The 17551-nt window shown below is 59.1% G+C and carries 17 protein-coding genes; 2 read left to right on the top strand and 15 right to left on the bottom strand.

What is annotated here, in order from left to right:
- Positions 1 to 71: 71 nt before the first annotated feature.
- The 3 genes from BMS17_RS27040 to BMS17_RS27030 are packed head-to-tail and all read right to left on the bottom strand — an operon-like array spanning position 72 to position 5295.
- Complete coding sequence (locus tag BMS17_RS27040) at positions 72 to 3122, bottom strand: efflux RND transporter permease subunit (RefSeq protein ID WP_077432239.1); 3051 nt, start codon at positions 3120 to 3122, stop codon at positions 72 to 74.
- Positions 3119 to 4195 carry an efflux RND transporter periplasmic adaptor subunit gene (locus BMS17_RS27035; RefSeq protein ID WP_077432238.1) on the bottom strand — a complete coding sequence of 359 codons (1077 nt, stop codon included), beginning with the start codon at positions 4193 to 4195 and terminating at the stop codon, positions 3119 to 3121. Before BMS17_RS27035 ends, BMS17_RS27040 begins: the two co-directional genes overlap by 4 nt.
- Positions 4192 to 5295 (bottom strand): efflux RND transporter periplasmic adaptor subunit, encoded by a 1104-nt coding sequence (locus BMS17_RS27030; protein WP_077432237.1) that lies wholly within the window; start codon positions 5293 to 5295, stop codon positions 4192 to 4194. Before BMS17_RS27030 ends, BMS17_RS27035 begins: the two co-directional genes overlap by 4 nt.
- A gap of 178 nt (positions 5296 to 5473) precedes the next feature.
- On the opposite strand from BMS17_RS27030, the gene BMS17_RS27025 reads away from it, so the two are divergent.
- Positions 5474 to 6670 carry an AAA family ATPase gene (locus BMS17_RS27025; protein ID WP_077432236.1) on the top strand — a complete coding sequence of 399 codons (1197 nt, stop codon included), beginning with the start codon at positions 5474 to 5476 and terminating at the stop codon, positions 6668 to 6670.
- Positions 6671 to 6767: 97 nt separating this feature from the next.
- Here the strand turns inward: BMS17_RS27025 and BMS17_RS27020 are convergent, their stop codons facing one another.
- The 8 genes from BMS17_RS27020 to BMS17_RS26985 form a co-directional block, all read right to left on the bottom strand.
- Positions 6768 to 7634, bottom strand: coding sequence for a transporter substrate-binding domain-containing protein (locus tag BMS17_RS27020; RefSeq protein ID WP_046031341.1), 867 nt, complete (start codon positions 7632 to 7634; stop codon positions 6768 to 6770).
- On the bottom strand, positions 7631 to 8413 hold the full coding sequence (locus BMS17_RS27015) for an amino acid ABC transporter ATP-binding protein (RefSeq protein WP_077432235.1): 783 nt from the start codon (positions 8411 to 8413) through the stop codon (positions 7631 to 7633). The genes BMS17_RS27020 and BMS17_RS27015 overlap by 4 nt, the downstream gene beginning before the upstream one ends.
- Positions 8410 to 9069 (bottom strand): amino acid ABC transporter permease, encoded by a 660-nt coding sequence (locus BMS17_RS27010; RefSeq protein WP_046031343.1) that lies wholly within the window; start codon positions 9067 to 9069, stop codon positions 8410 to 8412. Before BMS17_RS27010 ends, BMS17_RS27015 begins: the two co-directional genes overlap by 4 nt.
- A complete protein-coding gene (locus tag BMS17_RS27005) occupies positions 9050 to 9715 on the bottom strand; it encodes an amino acid ABC transporter permease (protein WP_046031344.1) in 666 nt (221 codons plus the stop codon). Before BMS17_RS27005 ends, BMS17_RS27010 begins: the two co-directional genes overlap by 20 nt.
- A gap of 559 nt (positions 9716 to 10274) precedes the next feature.
- The gene (locus BMS17_RS27000) at positions 10275 to 11057 is read right to left on the bottom strand and encodes a MetQ/NlpA family ABC transporter substrate-binding protein (RefSeq protein ID WP_077432234.1); all 783 of its coding nucleotides are present in this window, start codon (positions 11055 to 11057) and stop codon (positions 10275 to 10277) included.
- A gap of 147 nt (positions 11058 to 11204) precedes the next feature.
- The gene (locus tag BMS17_RS26995) at positions 11205 to 12149 is read right to left on the bottom strand and encodes a sigma 54-interacting transcriptional regulator (protein ID WP_077432233.1); all 945 of its coding nucleotides are present in this window, start codon (positions 12147 to 12149) and stop codon (positions 11205 to 11207) included.
- A 58-nt stretch (positions 12150 to 12207) separates the two neighbouring features.
- Positions 12208 to 12789 carry an alpha/beta hydrolase gene (locus BMS17_RS26990; protein WP_046031347.1) on the bottom strand — a complete coding sequence of 194 codons (582 nt, stop codon included), beginning with the start codon at positions 12787 to 12789 and terminating at the stop codon, positions 12208 to 12210.
- 394 nt (positions 12790 to 13183) lie between these two features.
- Positions 13184 to 14257: a fatty acid desaturase gene (locus BMS17_RS26985; protein WP_077432232.1), complete on the bottom strand. Its 1074-nt coding sequence runs from the start codon at positions 14255 to 14257 to the stop codon at positions 13184 to 13186.
- A gap of 100 nt (positions 14258 to 14357) precedes the next feature.
- On the opposite strand from BMS17_RS26985, the gene BMS17_RS26980 reads away from it, so the two are divergent.
- Positions 14358 to 15362, top strand: coding sequence for an AraC family transcriptional regulator (locus tag BMS17_RS26980; protein WP_046031349.1), 1005 nt, complete (start codon positions 14358 to 14360; stop codon positions 15360 to 15362).
- Here the strand turns inward: BMS17_RS26980 and BMS17_RS26975 are convergent, their stop codons facing one another.
- From BMS17_RS26975 to BMS17_RS26960, 4 genes are all read right to left on the bottom strand, one after another.
- Positions 15363 to 16034 carry a HipA N-terminal domain-containing protein gene (locus BMS17_RS26975; RefSeq protein ID WP_046031350.1) on the bottom strand — a complete coding sequence of 224 codons (672 nt, stop codon included), beginning with the start codon at positions 16032 to 16034 and terminating at the stop codon, positions 15363 to 15365.
- Entirely contained in the window at positions 16027 to 16275 is a 249-nt protein-coding gene (locus BMS17_RS26970; protein ID WP_046031351.1) for a helix-turn-helix domain-containing protein, read from the bottom strand. The genes BMS17_RS26975 and BMS17_RS26970 overlap by 8 nt, the downstream gene beginning before the upstream one ends.
- A gap of 111 nt (positions 16276 to 16386) precedes the next feature.
- On the bottom strand, positions 16387 to 16752 hold the full coding sequence (locus BMS17_RS26965) for a response regulator (protein WP_046031352.1): 366 nt from the start codon (positions 16750 to 16752) through the stop codon (positions 16387 to 16389).
- A 70-nt stretch (positions 16753 to 16822) separates the two neighbouring features.
- Positions 16823 to 17509, bottom strand: coding sequence for a Crp/Fnr family transcriptional regulator (locus tag BMS17_RS26960; RefSeq protein WP_046031353.1), 687 nt, complete (start codon positions 17507 to 17509; stop codon positions 16823 to 16825).
- Positions 17510 to 17551 lie beyond the last annotated feature (42 nt).

Here is a 17551-nt window from a genome sequence, read left to right as displayed (position 1 = left end):
TACGCGGTCACTGTGGGGGCGGCGGTGCGACGATTCGACTTGCCCGCGATTAGAGCGCGAAGCGCTCGCCTTTAAGCCACCTCTTTCTTCGGCTCGCGAATTTTGTACCAGGCCACATAAAGCGCCGGCAAAAACAGCAGCGTCAGCAAGGTTGCGATGACAATCCCGCCGATCATCGCGTAGGCCATCGGCCCCCAGAACACTTCCCGGGCAATCGGAATCATCCCCAGGCTCGCCGCCGCCGCCGTCAGCAGAATCGGCCGACGTCGATGCTCGGTGGCCTCGACCACCGCGTCCCACGGCGCATAGCCCTTCTTCTCGTATTCGTCGATCTGGGTCACCAGAATCACCGAGTTACGGATGATGATACCGATCAGCGCCAGAATCCCGAGGATCGCCACGAAGCCCATTGGCGTACCGGTTGGCACCAGCGCGATCACCACGCCGATCAAGCCCAGCGGCGCGACGCTGGCCACCAGGAACAGCTTCTGCACGCTGTGCAACTGGATCATCAGGAAGGTCGCCATCAAGAACAGCATCAGCGGCACAACCTTGGCAATCGGCCCCTGGGCCTTGCCGCTTTCCTCCACCGTACCGCCGGTGGCGACTTTGTAGCCCGCCGGCAACTTGGCAGCGAAGGCGTCGATGGACGGCTTGAGGATCTTCACCAGGTCCGTCGGCTGGATCTCGTCGCGTATCGCCGCCTTGATGGTGATGGTCGGCAGACGATCGCGACGCCACACCAGCGGCTGCTCCAGCTCGTAGCGCACGGTGGCAAACGCCAACAGCGGAATCGACGTGCCGTTCGGCGAGACGATCTGCAAGTTCTGCAGGGTTTCCGGCGTACCACGTTCGGAATCCACTGCACGCCCGACCACATTGATCAGATAGATGTCGTCATCGACCTGGGTCACCGCCTGGCCGCTGACGATGCCGTTCATCAGGTTGGCCACGTCTTCGGAAGACAGCCCCAACTGCCGCGCCTTGTCTTGGGCAATGTCGATGCGCAGCACTTTGCCCGGTTCGTTCCAGTCGTAGATGATCTCGCCAATGTGCGGGTTCTTGTCCAGTTCGGAGGCCAGGTCGATAGCGTGCCGGCGAACCTGGTCGATGTCTTTGCCGCTGATCCGGTACTGGATCGGACGCCCTACCGGCGGGCCCATTTCCAGCGCCTGAACATAACCGCCGATGCCGACGAAGTCATTGCGCAAGCGCTCACGAAGCTTCTGCATCATGGCCTCACGGGTCTTGCCTTTGCTGACGATCACCAACTGCGCATAGAACGGGTTTTGCAGTTGTTGGTCCAGAGGCAGATAGAAACGGATCGCGCCCTGACCGATGTAGGTGCTCCAGCGCACGATGTCCGGATCGTCCTTGAGCGTGGCTTCGAGACGATCGACGGCCCGGCGGGTTTCGTCGATCGAGGCGTTTTGCGGCAGGTTCAGGTCGACCAGGATTTCCGGGCGATCCGAAGACGGGAAGAACTGGTTCTGCACAAAACGCATGCAAAACAACGCCAGCACAAAACACAGCACAGTGATGCCGATGGCCCACCAGCGATTGCGCATGCACCACAGCAGCCCGCCATTGAACGCCTTGCCGATGCGCCCGGGTTCGCCTTCATGGGGTTTCACGTTGGCACTGAGAATGTGCACGCCGAGCACCGGTGCAAACAGTACCGCCACCACCCACGACACCAGCATTGCGCAGGCAATCACCGCAAACAGCGTGTAGGTGTACTCACCCGCGGAACTGGCGTTCAAGCCGATCGGCACGAACCCCGCCACCGTTACCAGCGTACCGGTCAACATCGGGAACGCCGTGGAGGTGTAGGCGAACGTGGCGGCTTGCTCCTTGGTGTCGCCCAACTCAAGGCGCGTGACCATCATCTCCACGGTGATCATCGCGTCGTCCACCATCAGGCCGAGGGAAATGATCAGTGCGCCAAGGGAGATCCGCTGCATGGTAATGCCGCTGTACTCCATGAACACGAAGACCAACGCCAGCACCAACGGGATCGAGCACGCCACCACCAGCCCGGCACGCACACCGAGGCTGATGAAGCTAACCACCAGCACGATGATCACCGCTTCGAACAGCGCACGGGTAAAGCCGCCGACGGCCTCTTCCACCACCACGGCCTGATCCGAGACGTTGTAGATGCCAACACCCACCGGCAGGTCGGCGGTCAGTTGTTCGATACGCTCATGCAAGGCCTTGCCGAACGCCTGGACGTTGCCACCCTTCTGCATGGCAATCGCCAGGCCGATGGCCGGTTTGCCGTTGTAGCGAAATTCCGGCGAGGCCGGATCGACGTAGCCACGGCTGATGTCGGCAATGTCGGCTAGACGATAATAGCGGTCGTTGAGCTTGAGGTTGACCTCGGCCAGGTCTTTCTCCGAGGCGAACTTCCCTGAAGTGCGCACCGAAATCCGCTCCGGCCCGGCCTCGATGACACCCGCCGGGGTCACGGCGTTCTGGCTTTGCAGGCTCTGCACCACCTGACGCTCATCAATGCCCAGCGCTGCGAGTTTGCGTGTGGAGAAGTTCAGGTACAGCACTTCATCCTGCTGGCCGACCATTTCAATCTTGCCCAGACCCGGCACACCGCGAATTTCCATGCGGGCCTGTTCCACGTAATCGCGCAACTGACGCAAGGTCAGGCCGTCGGCAGTAAAGGCATAGATCGATCCGAAGACGTCACCAAACTCGTCGTTGAACGACGGTCCCTGTATGCCTTGCGGGAACTGGTACTTGATGTCGTTGATCTTCTTGCGCACTTGGTACCAGATTTCCGGGATGTCCTTGGCACTGGTGGTGTCGCGCAGGTACACGTAGACCGTGGACTCGCCGGGGCGCGTGTAGCTTTTCACATAGTCGAGGGAATCGAGTTCTTCGAGTTTTTTCTCGATCCGGTCAGTGATCTGCTTGAGGGTTTCCTCCTGGGTCGCCCCCGGCCATTTGCTCTGGATCACCATGGTCTTGATGGTGAACGAAGGGTCTTCTTCGCGCCCCAGGTTGAAATACGAGAACACCCCCATCAGCAACGCGACGAACATCAGATACCAGACGAACGACTGATGCTTGAGGGCCCATTCGGAGAGGTTGAAAGGCCCTTTCATTGACTGTCCTCGTCAAATTTCACTGGTTGCCCCGGTTTGAGGCTGTTTACGCCGGCCGTGATGACGCGCTCGCCGTTCTTGACGCCGCCGGCCAACACCACGGTGCTGTCAGTACGGCTGATGACCTTGACGTCCCTGGGTGCCACGGTCTTTTTCTGTGTATCAATTACCCAGATGCGGGGTTTGCCGTCGACCTCCTGCAACGAGGTGAGAGGCAGTTCGATGCGCGGCTTGATCGCCGAACTCAGGGTGACGCTGATCGCAGTGCCCAAGCGAAAGCCTTCCGGCGTTTCAGCGAGGGTCAGGCGCGCACGACGGGTGCGCGTGGCACTCTGCGCCTGGGGTTCGATTTCGCGGATGATCGCGGTGGTATTGGTGTTGGGGTCGAGTTGGGCGGCGACCTGAAACACCACATCCTCGGGCAGTTGATCGACCAGGGTATCGGGCAGGTCGATGACCGCTTCCTTGATGTCCGGTTGCGCCAGGGTCACCACTTGCTGGCCGGCAGAAACCACTTGGCCGGCCTCGGCGTTCCACGCGGTGACCACGGCTTTATGGTCGGAGCGCAACTCGGTGTAGCCGAGTTGATCCTGGCTCTGGCTGACCGCCGCCTGAGCTTGCTCGAGGGAGGCCTGGGTGGTTTTCAGATCGGTCAGGGCGGCGTCCAGCTGCGCTTGCGCGCCCACTCCGCGATCAAACAGGGCCTGCTGGCGCGACGCACTGGCTTTGGCATTGATCAATTGCGCGTAGATTTTCGCCAGGTCGCCCTGAGCCGAACGCAACTGGTTTTGTTGATCCGAAGGATCAAGGGTCGCGAGCAATGTGCCCTTCTCGACCTCGGCCCCGACATCGACGTTACGACTGGCGATGCGCCCGCCCACCCGGAAGCCGGTATTGCTTTCGTAGCGCGCCTGGATGCTACCGGCAAACCGGCCCAGATCTTCTTCGTTCAAGGCCTTGACCTTGACGGACAGCACGGGACGTACCGGCTGCGGTGGCGGTTCGTTTTTGGAACAGGCGCTCAGCACCAGCCCAAGGGACAATCCAAGGGGCAGTGCCCAAAAAGGCTTCATGGCTTGGCTCCCCAACTCAGATCCTTGTAGGTATTTTCGGCAATCTCGACTTCCATGCCCGGGTGCAACAACTGCCCTCCGGCGATGATGACTTTATCGCCCTCGTTGAGGCCTTTGCTGATAATGACCCTGCCGGTCAGGTAGCGTAAAACGGTGACCGAGTGCAATTGGGCCTGGCCTTTGTCGTCGACCAACCAGACAGCAGGCTCACTGATGTTTTTGGTCAGGGCCGACCATGGCAACTCAATCGCAGACTTGCCCGAACCTCTGGCCGTGGCGCTCACCACCGAACCCAATTGCATCCCGGCGGGCAGGCTGTCGAGGCCAACCTTGACCTGCACGGTGCCGGACTGGGCGGACACCGCCGGGGTCACTTCGCGCACGGTGCCGGTGGTTTTGATCTCGGGGTTATCGAGCAGACTGAGGACAATGGTTTGATCCGTCGGCTTCTCGGCCAGTAGCGATTCATAGACATTGAACACCGCATCTCGATCGCCATCGCGAGCCAGGCTGAAAACCGGCATTGTCGCCTGCACCACCTGGCCGACTTCAGCCTGACGTGCGGTGATGATGCCGGGCGCTTCGGCGATCAGTGCGGTGTAGCTCAGTTGATCGCGGGCATTGGCCAGCTGCGCCTGGGCCGCGCTCAATGCGCTCTGACTGCTGCGCAACGCTGCCTGCGCCGAGTCATATTCGCTCTGGCTGGTGTAGCCCTTGGGCAGGAGTTTTTGCTGGCGCACGAACGCCGCCGCATTCTGCTTGACCAGCGCCTGTTGGGCGGCCACTTGGGCCTGGGCCGAATCGACATTGGTCTGCAAGTCCTTGGGATCGAGGCGCGCCAGCACTTGCTTGGCGGTCACCCGATCACCGACATCCACCGTACGCTGGATGATTTTGCCGCCGACGCGGAAGGACAGCTCAGTCTGGACACGGGCCTGAATGTCACCCGTCAGCGTCACCGAGGCCGCGTAATCCGACGGTTTGACCACTTGTACGAATACCCTTGGCAGGTATTCCTGAATCGGTTTTTTCTCGTCGCATGCCGTCAGCAGCATTGTGACACTCAAGGCCATGATGACTTTCAATCCGGGAACCGCCATGCAAACTCCTTGGCCTTTTTTATGAACAACACGACAGAGAGCTTAGAACAATGTCGTGACCTTGCACGCCCGACTTATGAAGAAAAAAGTTGTCATGATTGACCCTAAAACACTTGCCATAGACGCCTGCGCGCACCCGACAATGCCCGCCTATTGAACCCGCCCAAGGAACCGGCACATGCTCAACACCCTCGCGGTGGCCAATTACCGCTCGATCAATAAATTGGTCATCCCACTGGGCCGCTTGAACCTGATTACCGGTCCGAATGGCAGCGGTAAATCCAATCTATACCGCGCACTGCGCCTGCTGGCGGAAACCGCTCAGGGTGGCGTGGTCAATGCGCTGGCCCGTGAGGGTGGGCTGGACTCGACCTTCTGGGCCGGGCCGGAAAACATCACCCGACGCATGCGCAATGGTGAAGTCCCGGTCGAGGCAACGGTGAGACACGGCGTCAAACGACTGCGGCTGGGGTTTGCCGGTGAGGATTTCAGCTATTCGATCAGCCTCGGGCTGCCCGATTCCAACGGCCACTTCATGCTGCCCGAACACCCTCTGCCTATTCCGTCGCGATTCAGCCTGGACCCGCAAATCAAGCGTGAATGCGTCTGGGCCGGGCCAATCTATCGTCCGGCCAGCCTGCTGGTGGATCGCAACGGCCCGATGATCCGCGCCAGAGCCAATCGCAGCTGGGACGTGCTGGCCCAACACACGCCGAATTTCGACAGCCTGTTCGATCAGGTCGGCAGCTTGCGTGCTTCGCCGGAGGTCCTGGAGTTACGCGAGTTCATCCGTCGCTGGCGCTTCTACGATCACTTTCGCAGTGACGCCGACGCGCCCGTGCGCCAGCCGCAACTCGGCACCCGCACGCCCGTGTTGCACCACGACGGGCGCGACCTGGCGACCGCCTTGCAGACCATCATTGAAATCGGCGACCCCGAGGCGTTGCGAACCGCGATCAGCGACGCCTTTCCCGGTGCGAGACTGCACATCGCGCCGTTGCAAGGCGGACGGTTTTCCATCGAGTTTTATCAGGAAGGGTTGTTGCGGCCGTTATCGGCCGCCGAATTGTCGGACGGGACGCTGCGTTATTTGCTGCTCGTCGCCGCGCTGCTGACGCCACGCCCACCCACGTTGATGGTGCTGAACGAGCCAGAAACCAGTCTGCATCCGGATCTGTTGCCGGCCTTGGCACGTTTGATTATCCGGGCCTCGGAGCAGTGCCAGGTGTGGGTGGTGTCTCATGCGCGGCGGTTGATTTCAGCGTTGCAGGAAGACCCGGAATGCAATTGCATCGTGCTGGAGAAAAACCTCGGCCAGACCGGCATTGTCGGCCAGCGAATGCTCGATGAGCCGGCGTGGAACTGGCCGGATTGAGGCTGCCCCCCCGCCCTGCGGCGTGGGAGCTCGCTCCCGCTTGATCGTTCCCATGCTCTGCGTGGGAACGATCAGTGCTCCTGCGTAGAAACGATCATCAGCCCTGCCACTTCCCGCCCTCGACAATCACACTCTCAGGCTTGGTGTCATCGCTCAGTTCCTTGCGCACGTACTGGTCGTACAGCTTGAGCAAATACTTCTCCTCACCCAGTTTCGCCAACTCGGTATTCACCCAGTCTCGCAGCTCGATATTGCCCTTCTTCACCGCTGGCGCGATCGGTGCCTCAGCGCCCAGTGTCTGGGTCAATACGCGGTAGCCAGGGTTTTGCTTGGCCCAGCTGAACAGCACCAGATTGTCCTGCGCATAGGCATCACCGCGACCATTGGCCAGGGCTTGCAGGGATTCGGAGTTCTTCTCGAACTTCAGCAGTTTCCAGTCCGGGTGATTCTTGGTCAGCCAGATGTCCGCCGTCGTACCGGTGGTGACGATGGTGGTGCGCGTCGCCAGGTCATCGAGGTTTTTCACCGTGCTGGCTTGTGGCACCAAAGCCTGTACCGCGACTTTCAGGTTCGGGTTGGTGAATTCCACTGCTTCCTTGCGCTCCGGGGTGACGGTCATGTTGGCCAGGATCAGATCGACCTTGTCACTTTGCAGAAACGGAATCCGGCTGGCCGGCTCCACCGCGACGAACTCGACTTTGTTTTCATCGCCCAACAAATCCTTGGCGAATTGACGACCGATGTCCGTATCGAAACCCACGTAGCGCCCGGCCTCATTGACGAAACCGAACGGCGGCTTATCGGTGAAGACGCCAACGATCAGTTTGTCCCGGGCTTTGATTTTTTCCAGGTAACTGCCACTGGTGGCGACCGGTTTAGCGGGCTCCTCGGATTTGTTGCAACCGGCCAGTAAAGCGAGGCCGAGCAATGACAGTAGCAAGCGTGAAGTCTTGGCAGTTTTCATAGCAGTTCCAGTTCCTTTGTTTGAGTCGTTTTGGGTAGTGCGGCGACGTAGGAGAACTTCTCCAGGAACTGCTGCGCTCGTGCGGTTTGCGGGTTCGTAAAGAAAATCTCGGGAGGGTTTTGCTCAAGGATTCGCCCGGCATCCATGAACACGATGCGGTCCGCCACAGCGCGGGCGAAGGCCATTTCGTGGGTGACGATCAACAGCGTCATGCCTTCGCGGGCCAGGCCTTGAATGACGTCCAGAACCTCCTTGACCATTTCCGGGTCTAGGGCGGCGGTGACTTCGTCGAAGAGCATGACCTGAGGGTTCATGCACAGCGAACGGAGGATGGCGATGCGTTGCTGCTGGCCACCGGAGAGCTGACGCGGGAATGCGTCGCGCTTGTCCGCCAGGCCCACGCGCGCCAGCAAGGCTTCGGCTTGGTCACGGGCTTCACGGCGGTCGCGCTTCTGCACTTTCAGCGGGCCGAGCAACAGGTTGTCGAGCACGCTCATGTGCGGGAACAAGTGATAGCTCTGGAACACCATGCCGATCTGTTGGCGTACTTCGCGCCAGTCGGTGCCCTTGCCCAGCAGTTCGCGGCCGGCCAGTTGCAGGCTGCCACTGTGCGCGACCTCCAGTCCGTTGAGACAGCGCAGCAGGGTGCTTTTGCCACAACCGCTGGGGCCCAGGATGACGATGACTTCGCCCGGTTTCACCTGCAAGTCGATGCCATTGAGCACCTGCTGTGCGCCGAAGAACTTGTTGAAACCCTTGAACTCGATCAGTGCGTTCATGCTTGCGTCCAGCGCCGCTCCAGCACGCGCGAGGCGGCCGAGAGCGGGTAGCAGATGAAAAAGAAAAACAGGAAAAGTGCGCCGTAGATCAGCACCGATTCGTAAGTGCGTTCGATGATCTGCTGGCCGACCTTGATCACATCCACCACACCGATCAGCACCGCCAGGGAGCTGGTTTTGATGATGCGCGTGTAGACGTTGATGGTCGGCGGTGTCATGCGTTTCAACGCTTGCGGCAGCAGCACGTAGCCGTAGAGTTGCACGCCGTTCAAGCCAATCGACAACCCGGCTTCACGCTGCCCGCGTGGCAATGAATGCAACGCGCCGCGCACCACTTCGCCGACTTCACTGGCGCCCCACAACGACAACACCAGCACCGCGCACCAGAAGCTCGGAATGCTCAAGCCGAAGAAAATCGGCAAGCCAAAGAACAGCAAATACAGCCAGACCAGCACCGGGATCGCCCGGAACAATTCCAGGTACACCCGCAGGATCGCGTTCAGCCATGTCGAATTCAGCGTACGCAACACGCCATAGAGCACGCCGCCGACGGTGCTGATGGCGATGCTCAGGAAGGAAATCGACAAGGTTTGCGCCGCGCCCTTGCCCAGTTGCGGCAACGACACCCAGAGCAACTCAAGACCCGAACTGGCCATGCTGGAGCCTCCTTTCCAGACGGCTGAGCAACAGCGACAGCGGCAGAAACAGCAACACGCAAATCAGCGTCAGCACGGTGAGCATTTCGTAGGTTTTGTAATACAGCGCGATGTAGCTTTTGGTGGTGTAGAGAATCTCTGGCACGGCCACCGCCGAGACCACGGTGGTTTCCTTGAGCAGGAAAATGAAATTGGCGAACAGCGACGGCAGGCTGAGGATTCCGGCTTGCGGCAGGATCACATAGCGCAGCAGTTGCCCTTGGGACAGGCCGATGGATCGGCCGGATTCGAGTTGCGCCTGGGGCACGGCATCCACGCCGGCGCGCAGCACTTCGGTGAGGTACGCACCGCCAAGGAAGGTCATGGTGATGATCGCCGCGGCAAAGCCCGACACCTTGATGCCCAGCGCCGGCAAGGCAAAGTAGACGAAGAACAGTTGGATCAGCAGCGGCGTGTTGCGGGCAAGCTCGACATACAGGCCGACGAGGCGCTGCAAGTAAGGCGTGCGGAACACCAGAATGGTCGCGTTGACCAACGCCACCAACAGCGAAGTACCGATGGCAATAAAGCCGACCTGCAGCGTCACGCCCACGGCCTTGAGAAACGCCGGCAGGGTGCTGAGGATAAACGCGTAATCGAAAGTCATTGAACGTCCTGTACGCCGCTCGGTAAGCGACGGTGATGCACTCCATGGGCAGGGGATAACTGCCCGGCGGATATCGACTTTAAAGGTATAAAAACCATAATTTAAATACCGATAAAGCATATTGATATCACGCAAAAAACTATCTGCGGATTTGCTGTGGCAACGGAAGACGACTATTTTCCTTTGCACTGTAGGAGGGATCTTTTTTCACATTGCCCCTCCAAGGACGTACAGCTTTTGGCCAGACTCCCCCGGCCGAACCATCACAAGGAAGAGAAAATGGCTGACGTAAAAGTGCCGCAGCGACTGGATCCGCAGGACATCGTGAAGTTGTTGGTAGCGTTGCGCAGGGCGTTGAAGGCCGGGGTGGCCTGAACGATCGAGAGGTGGGCAGTTGTTGATCGTTCCCACGCTCTGCGTGGGAATGTAGCCCGTGACGCTCCGCGTCACTGGACGCAGAGCGTCCCTAGAGGCATTCCCACGCGGAGCGTGGGAACGATCACGCCGACGCTGCATCAGCCGTCGGCGTTTGAAACCTTGAAGGGGTTTACGTCGCGAATCAGAACGCTGGCAGAACGGCGCCGCTGTACTTCTTCTCGATGAAGGCTTTCACTTCAGGGCTGGTCAAGGCCTTGGCCAGCTTCTGGATGGCAACGCTGTCCTTGTTGTCCGGACGAGCCACCAGGAAGTTCACGTAAGGCGAATCCGAGCCTTCGATCACCAGCGCATCTTTAGCCGGATTCAGACCGGCTTCCAGCGCGTAGTTGGTATTGATCATGTCCAGGTCGACTTGATCCAGCACACGCGGGAGCATGGCCGATTCCAGTTCCTTGAACTTGAAGTTGTGCGGGTTCTTGGCGATGTCTTTCGGAGTGGCCAAGGCGTTTTTCGGGTCTTTCAACTCGATCAGGCCAGCCTTCTGCAGCAGGATCAGCGCACGGCCGCTGTTGCTGCCTTCGTTCGGGATGGCAATGGTTGCGCCGTCTTTCAGTTCAGCCAGGGTTTTGACTTTCTTCGAGTAGCCGCCGAACGGTTCCACGTGAACACCGATCACGGTCACAAGGTTCGTGCCTTTGCCTTCGTTGAAGCTTTTCAGGTACGGCAGTGTCTGGAAGTAGTTGGCGTCCAGACGCTTCTGGTCAACCTGTACGTTCGGCTGAACGTAGTCGGTGAAGACTTTGATTTCCAGGTCCACGCCTTCTTTGGCGAGGGTTGGCTTGATCAGCTCCAGAATCTCGGCGTGTGGAACCGGGGTAGCCGCAACTACCAGTTTCTCGCCAGCCTGGGCCAGGCCCGCAGTCAGGGCAGCCGCCAGAGCGGTGAACAACAGAACCTTTTTCATGCAGTGTCCTTATCGAAAATCACGGTCGTCATCGACGACGGCTAAATACAAGTGCCAGTGAAGTGCTATCGCTGGCGTGACGCGGACAATACCGGGATTTTTTATTCCCGAATAATATCTTTTATTCACTTTCATATTCCATTTTGCTCATACAGATCCGTGCAGCGTCTGCGTCAGGCTTTCCAGCAAACGCTTAAGCCCGGAACGCTCGGCTGCGCTGCCGTTTTCAATCAGTTGAGCCGCTTGCTGTTCGATCTGCGCCAGCGATTCTGGCGCTTCCGGCAAATTCAAATGCTCCGGCAAAATCTCGTCGCCGGTGCTCACCAACAATGCAAAGTGAATGATGTTTTCCAGCTCTCGGGTATTTCCCGGCCAACTGTGCCGCTCCAGCACACGCTGCGCGGTTTCACTGATCAACGGCACCGGCAGATCGAGGCGCTGGCTGTAGATGCCTAGGAAATACTCGGCCAGCGGCAGAATATCGCCCACGCGGTCACGCAATGCCGGTAGCTCCAGATGACCTTCGCTGAGGTAGTGATAAAGCCGCTCGTGGAATTTCCCGGCGGCTACGGCCTGGGCCAGATCTATGCTGGTCGCGGCGACCAGGCGCACGTCCACCGGGCTCGGTTGATGTGCGCCGACGCGGATGACTTCGTGGTTCTCAAGCGCGGACAACAATTTGATCTGAATCGGCAGCGGCAAATCGCCGATTTCATCCAGATAGAGCGTGCCGCCATTGGCCGAGCCGAACCACCCGGCGCGACTGCTGGCCGAACCGCTGAAGCTGCCGGCGGCATAGCCGAACAATTCGGCATCGGCGTAAGTCGGGCTGATCGCCCCGCAATTGACCGACACGAACAAGCCGCCGCGATCACTGGCGCGATGGATATGACGCGCCAGCAATTCCTTGCCGGTGCCGGTTTCACCGCGGATCAATACCGAGATCGAACGCGGGGCCAGCGCTTCCAGTTCCTGGCGCAATTGCCGCGAACGCGGATCAACGAACACCAGCGCTTTGGCGCGGATGCTCAGGGGACTTTTTTCTGCATCGGGGAAGGTCAGCAGCGGCTGACCGAAGGCTTCAATACTCATGGCAGACTCCCGCCCAAGACCGCCGGGAGACGGGTAGGCGTTTAAAGAAATAAAAGGTTCAAGCGCGGCGCAAGGCGTGGTGTTCCATTCGGTTTTGCAGGCGATAGAGGTACGCAAACCCCTGCTCCCAGCGCTGGTGACCCGACTTCACATTGATATGTCCGGCACCCGATAAAATCCCCGCCTCGGCACCCCAGTTGCGCGCCAGCTCAAGGGCTCGCGACGCACTGACGGCGTTGTCGTTGTCGGAGCTGACGACCTGGCTTGGAAACGGCAACAGGTCAGTGGGAATCGGCGCGAAGTTGCGCAAGGCCGGCGCGCACGCCGGGCGTTCGACATCGGCCGGCGCGACCAGCAAGGCCCCGCGCACCTGACGTAGAAATTGCACGGGTGCAGCCGCTGCCCAGTGGGCGACGGTGATGCAACCCAGGCTATGAGCGATCAGGATCACCGGCGTGCTGTCGGCGACTATCGCCTCGGCCAGCGCCGCGACCCAGTCTTCACGACGCGGCGTCAGCCAGTCGGCCTGCTCCACCCGCGCGCTGTTCGGCAGGCTGTTCTGCCAGTGGCTTTGCCAATGATCTTCCGGCGATCCTTGCCAGCCCGGCACAATCAGGTAGCGAATTGATTCGTTGCGCATGGGGAACTCTCCTGCAGCGTGTCTGTTCGTGGTCGAGTATAGGGAGGAGAGTTATATTCGTTAAGGAATAAGAAGCTATTTATTAATGCGTTTATAGAATATGCAGGTTACCAAGAATGGGTCGGCATTTTTCCTGGGCAAAAAAAAGGGCCGCACCCTGCCAAGGAGACGGCCCCGGAAACTCAAAAACCTGTGAAGCGATGATTGTTCGAAACGGTTATCTAACAAAGGAATATTTAATTACTTTATTAGACCCATAAAGAATATGCGCTCAGCGATTCGTGGAACACCCAGCCTCCCTGCTGGTGTCTTAACGTATCGCTCGTTTGGGTCAGATTGATGACGAACGCCAATGCCATCGCTTGTTGCGTGTTTGAATTTCCGATCACAGCCATCACACCTGAGCGGCACGCACCTCCTGCGGCTGTACAGCTTCTTTGCGTGTAAACCGGTTGGCCCGGGCGAATGTGCCGAAATCATTGAACCGCACGCCCATCTCGCGCATCACCTTATGCGCCACTGGCACGGTCATCTGGCGGATGTAAAACGGTTCTTTCACGACAAAGTGATGGATGCCGTGGCTGCTGCCGAAGTTGAAGCAGAACGCCTGCAAGGGCCACAGCCATGCAGCGTTCAGCACTTGAGTTTGCTGAATGACGTTCCCCGGTTCCACGTCACCGTAGTAGTGCATGTTCGAGCTGATGAAGTGCAGGCAGAACGTGCGCAACACGTTCGGACCGATGATCACCACGGCTGCGATGTCGATCACCTGCATCACCGACAACGTGGTCGCTGACCACTCGATAGGCGCGCCCATCAAAGACGCGATTCCGTTGGCCGCATGGAAGCCGAGAAACACGTACCACGCGCCCCAATGCAGCAGCGCCAGCGGTGCGTAGACCTTGAGAGTACGCTGGACGATGCTGAATTTTTGCGCCCAGGTCTTGGCCCGTAGCATGCGGATAAACGACGACATGATGTTGTCGCCGATCATCAACAGTCGCGCAACACCCCAAGGCTCGCCGTTGGTGATGGCACGTTCTTCCATGTCGGTTTCAGTGCCGGACACCTTGTGGTGATTGAGGTGCAGATGACGACGGATCCATGGATTGATGGTGCTCGGCCGCGCCAGCCACACGAGCCCCATCATCAGGTTGTGCGGCACCCGCTGTTTGCGAAAGTACATGCTGTGAATCAGGTCGTGTTCCAGCTCGTGGGTCAACGAAGCGAAAAAAGCGTTGAGCAACAGGCAGGCCCACCAGGCCATGTGCCCGGTCATGTAGAGGGCCGCCGACCCGATCATCCCGGCCAGGGCGAATGCCAGAATGCCTGCGCCGAGGGCGTCCTGGTGATTGAGTATCGGGTAGCGCTGGCGCAATTCGACGCCCTTGGTCAGCACCACTTCACGAATATGTGCTGATCGCTGCGCTGCATTCAGTCGTTGGGGACTTGCAGAAGTACCGTGCATGCTTCCATCCTCTGGTTATTGATGTTCGCATCCTGCCTTGTGACTGTTTACAAGGTGGTAGCCGTGAACGCCAACCTGTTGACCGGAAGCGCCAATCAGCATGACTGAACCGACCTCCCTTGCCAGCTGGACCCGCGCCCTGCGCAAGCAGCTCGATGCCCTGGGCCTCGACAGCACCGCCCTGTGCCACCAGGCGGGGCTCGACCCGCAATTGATGGACGACCCGAACGCTCGTTACCCGTTGTCCAGCACCACACGCCTGTGGGAAATCGCGGTGCAGGTCAGTGGCGATCCGGCGATTGGCCTGCGCGTGTCGCGCTTCGTCAGCCCCACCACGTTTCATGCGCTCGGTTATGCGCTGGTGGCCAGCGGCAGTTTGCGCGAGGTGTTCGAACGCATCGTGCGCTATCACCAGGTGGTCAGCGATGCCCTGGAACTGGAGCTGACCCGTGCCGAAGATTGCTACCGTTTTCGCCTGAAAATTCCGCCCGGCAACCCCGCACCCGCATTCGAAGCCATCGACGCTTTCGCGGCGATTTATGTGCGCACCTGCCGCAATCGTCTGGGCCGCGATTACGCCCCACTGGCGGTGTACCTGCGCCGCCCGGAACCGGCAGATTCACATCAATGGCACAAGGTGTTCCGTTCGCCGGTGTACTTCGGCGCCGATGAAGACCGACTGGAATTTGCCCTCGTCGACTTCGACAGTCACCTGGACGACGCCAACCCGGAGCTGGCCGAGCACAACGAAACCGTGCTCAAGCGAACGCTGGCGCAGCTAAAGCCGCTGACCTGGGAGCGCAAGGTGCGCGATGCCATTGAAGAACAATTACCGGAAGGCGAACCCAGCGCCGAACACATCGCCAAGGCCCTGCACCTGAGCTTGCGCAGCCTGCAACGGCACCTGGCGGACGAAGGTTGCCGGTTCGATACGCTGCTCAATGAAAGTCGCGAAAACCTGGCGCTGTTGCACCTGCGCGACCCGCAGTGTTCGTTGAGTGAAGTCAGTTACCTGTTGGGCTTTGCCGATACCAGCAGTTTCAGCCGCGCGTTCAAGCGTTGGACTGGAATGACGCCGGGGCAGTTTCGGGATGGGTTGCGCTGATCAGCCTTTGACCAGACTGCGCGCAACGCCTACTTCCCACTGGTCCAACATCCCGGCGCCAACCTCGGCAAATGCGCTGTTTGCCTTGATGTGATTGCGCATCTCGATCATCGCCAAATCCATCCCATGGACGACTTGTTGCAGCAGTTCGTTGCAACGCCCTTCGGTCAAGTTGCAGGCCGAGCGGCCAAAGCGCATCAGCATTTTGGGCTGCACGCCGGAAACACCGGAATATTGGCCATAGGTATCCATGAGGTCGTCGAACAAGCCTTGCGTGCCATCGTGAATCAACAGGTCTGCAAGACTGGTTTCGGGAGGCCGGTCGGGCGCATTCTGCTCCGGTGTAATGCCTACTCGCCCAAGCGGGTGGGGACCGACAATTGACAGCAGAGAAAAATCGTCAAATCCTCGAACTGCCTTACTGAAACGACGAGTCAACTCGTCGCGCAAAGCGCCTTCAGGCAAATTCATTTCAAAAAGCGGCGGCACGCCTCGCTCCCACGAGTAACTTTCGAGGCGAACCGGCATCGTCAACGAGACGGCGTTTTCTTCCTGCGTCTCTATCGCATAAGCAAACACAGTGTCGCTGCGAACCTGGCCTCGGCCGAGGTTTCCGACTGCGGTATCGCTGACATTGATTTGCAGCCTGTCCCTTTCCTGCGGTTCATCCATGGAAGTTCACCTTCTTGAGACTGTCGAGCGTGGGGCGCTTCGACTGCAGCGGCACGGCGGTCAGTTCATAACCTAAGCCGTTGAGGATCGCTTCGACCTTGCGCAAACCAATTTCAGAGACGGTATTGTTCTCTATGCCCGAGATCGTAGAACGGCTCATGCCGTACTGCTCTGCCAGCGCCTGCTGGGAGAGCTTTCGCTCTTTGCGTAGCGAACGGATTAGATCACCAAGATTTTTCATACGCCAACCTGCATTCCATACAGTGCAAAAACTACTAACTTGTGTTTATACATTGTATTTAGTGCAGTTCAGGCACAAAGCTCAGCTCAAATTTTAACCAACCGACAACCATCAGCGCCCGCGATCGCGCCGCAACAACTTGCGCACGCGCGCTACCAGCTCACTCATGGCGAACGGCTTGAGCAAGTAATCATCCTCATGCAACTCCAGGCCGCGCAGACGATCCTCGATGCCGTCCTTTGTGGTGAGGAGCAACACGGGCGTCTCGCCGAGCTTGCGGATCTGTTGCAGCAACTGCCAACCGTTGAGTCCCGGCAGCATCACGTCGAGGATGATCAGTTCGTACTCACCAGACTCGATAAAGCGCCGGCCGTCCATTCCGTTGAGCGCCACATCAACCGAATAACTCGCCTCACTCAGGCCTTTGGCCAGAAGTGCGGCGGTTTCGGGTTCGTCTTCCACTAACAGTACACGCATGGCACACCTCGATAATCGTCATCACAGGCTAGGCGCCTTCGCAGACAAAGCCCACCGATAACGTCGGGTTTCAAACAATCGCCAGCGCCCGCAGCCGCTCAGCGTCCAGAATCTCGATTTCGCCGTACCTCAGATCCAGAATCCCCTGCCCCTGCAACTCCTTGAGAATCTGATTGGTCGTTTGGCGCGACAGCGACAACATCGACGCCAATTGCTCCTGTGGCAGTTGCAGCACTCGGCGAGGCGGGGTGATTTCGCCGTAACCGGCAGCGATCATCAGCAAGCGATGCGCCAGCCGTGCCGGTGCCGGCATCAGGCTCAATTGTTCGAGGTTGATGAAGGTCATGCGCAGTTTTTGGCTCATCAGCAACGCCAGTTGCCGCCAATACTGCGGTTGCTCATCGAGCAACTTCAACAGTACCGCTTGCGGGATGTGCAGCAACACGCACTGGCCCACGCCGAACGCATCGTGAGTGCGCGGCTGGCCGTCGAACAGGCAAATTTCGCCGAACCAATGCGGTGGTTCCACCAGGCTCAGCAAGGCCTCCTTGCCCTGCTCGCTCACCGCGCCAATGCGCACCGATCCTTCGAGGACCGCGTACAGCCCGCACGGCGGATCGCCACGCTTGAACAGCAGTTGCCCCGCTCCCAGCCGTCGCGCCCGGGCAACCGCCAGCAGACTATGCTGGAAAGAAACGGGTAGATGACTGAACCACTGCCCCGTCATGAGGGTTGAACGCCAGTCCTGCATATCCATGAAAACTCCTAGACTGTCGCCTGGCTGACAGAGCGAAAAATG

It is taken from the genome of Pseudomonas sp. C9 (genome assembly GCF_002000165.1).
GTDB lineage: Bacteria > Pseudomonadota > Gammaproteobacteria > Pseudomonadales > Pseudomonadaceae > Aquipseudomonas.
Note: the sequence above shows the minus strand (reverse complement) of the source record. Positions and strands in the feature narration are given on the sequence as shown.

Excerpts from the sequence above, each read along its gene's own strand:
- BMS17_RS26985 (WP_077432232.1), bottom strand. The coding sequence starts at position 14,257 with ATGCACGGTACTTCTGCAAGTCCCCAACGACTGAATGCAGCGCAGCGA.
- BMS17_RS27030 (WP_077432237.1), bottom strand. The coding sequence starts at position 5,295 with ATGGCGGTTCCCGGATTGAAAGTCATCATGGCCTTGAGTGTCACAATG.
- BMS17_RS26990 (WP_046031347.1), bottom strand. The coding sequence starts at position 12,789 with ATGCGCAACGAATCAATTCGCTACCTGATTGTGCCGGGCTGGCAAGGA.
- BMS17_RS27040 (WP_077432239.1), bottom strand. The coding sequence starts at position 3,122 with ATGAAAGGGCCTTTCAACCTCTCCGAATGGGCCCTCAAGCATCAGTCG.
- BMS17_RS27015 (WP_077432235.1), bottom strand. The coding sequence starts at position 8,413 with ATGAACGCACTGATCGAGTTCAAGGGTTTCAACAAGTTCTTCGGCGCA.
- BMS17_RS27025 (WP_077432236.1), top strand. The coding sequence starts at position 5,474 with ATGCTCAACACCCTCGCGGTGGCCAATTACCGCTCGATCAATAAATTG.
- BMS17_RS26995 (WP_077432233.1), bottom strand. The coding sequence starts at position 12,149 with ATGAGTATTGAAGCCTTCGGTCAGCCGCTGCTGACCTTCCCCGATGCA.
- BMS17_RS26980 (WP_046031349.1), top strand. The coding sequence starts at position 14,358 with ATGACTGAACCGACCTCCCTTGCCAGCTGGACCCGCGCCCTGCGCAAG.
- BMS17_RS26970 (WP_046031351.1), bottom strand. The coding sequence starts at position 16,275 with ATGAAAAATCTTGGTGATCTAATCCGTTCGCTACGCAAAGAGCGAAAG.
- BMS17_RS27010 (WP_046031343.1), bottom strand. The coding sequence starts at position 9,069 with ATGGCCAGTTCGGGTCTTGAGTTGCTCTGGGTGTCGTTGCCGCAACTG.
- BMS17_RS27000 (WP_077432234.1), bottom strand. The coding sequence starts at position 11,057 with ATGAAAAAGGTTCTGTTGTTCACCGCTCTGGCGGCTGCCCTGACTGCG.
- BMS17_RS26965 (WP_046031352.1), bottom strand. The coding sequence starts at position 16,752 with ATGCGTGTACTGTTAGTGGAAGACGAACCCGAAACCGCCGCACTTCTG.
- BMS17_RS27005 (WP_046031344.1), bottom strand. The coding sequence starts at position 9,715 with ATGACTTTCGATTACGCGTTTATCCTCAGCACCCTGCCGGCGTTTCTC.
- BMS17_RS26975 (WP_046031350.1), bottom strand. The coding sequence starts at position 16,034 with ATGGATGAACCGCAGGAAAGGGACAGGCTGCAAATCAATGTCAGCGAT.
- BMS17_RS26960 (WP_046031353.1), bottom strand. The coding sequence starts at position 17,509 with ATGGATATGCAGGACTGGCGTTCAACCCTCATGACGGGGCAGTGGTTC.
- BMS17_RS27035 (WP_077432238.1), bottom strand. The coding sequence starts at position 4,195 with ATGAAGCCTTTTTGGGCACTGCCCCTTGGATTGTCCCTTGGGCTGGTG.
- BMS17_RS27020 (WP_046031341.1), bottom strand. The coding sequence starts at position 7,634 with ATGAAAACTGCCAAGACTTCACGCTTGCTACTGTCATTGCTCGGCCTC.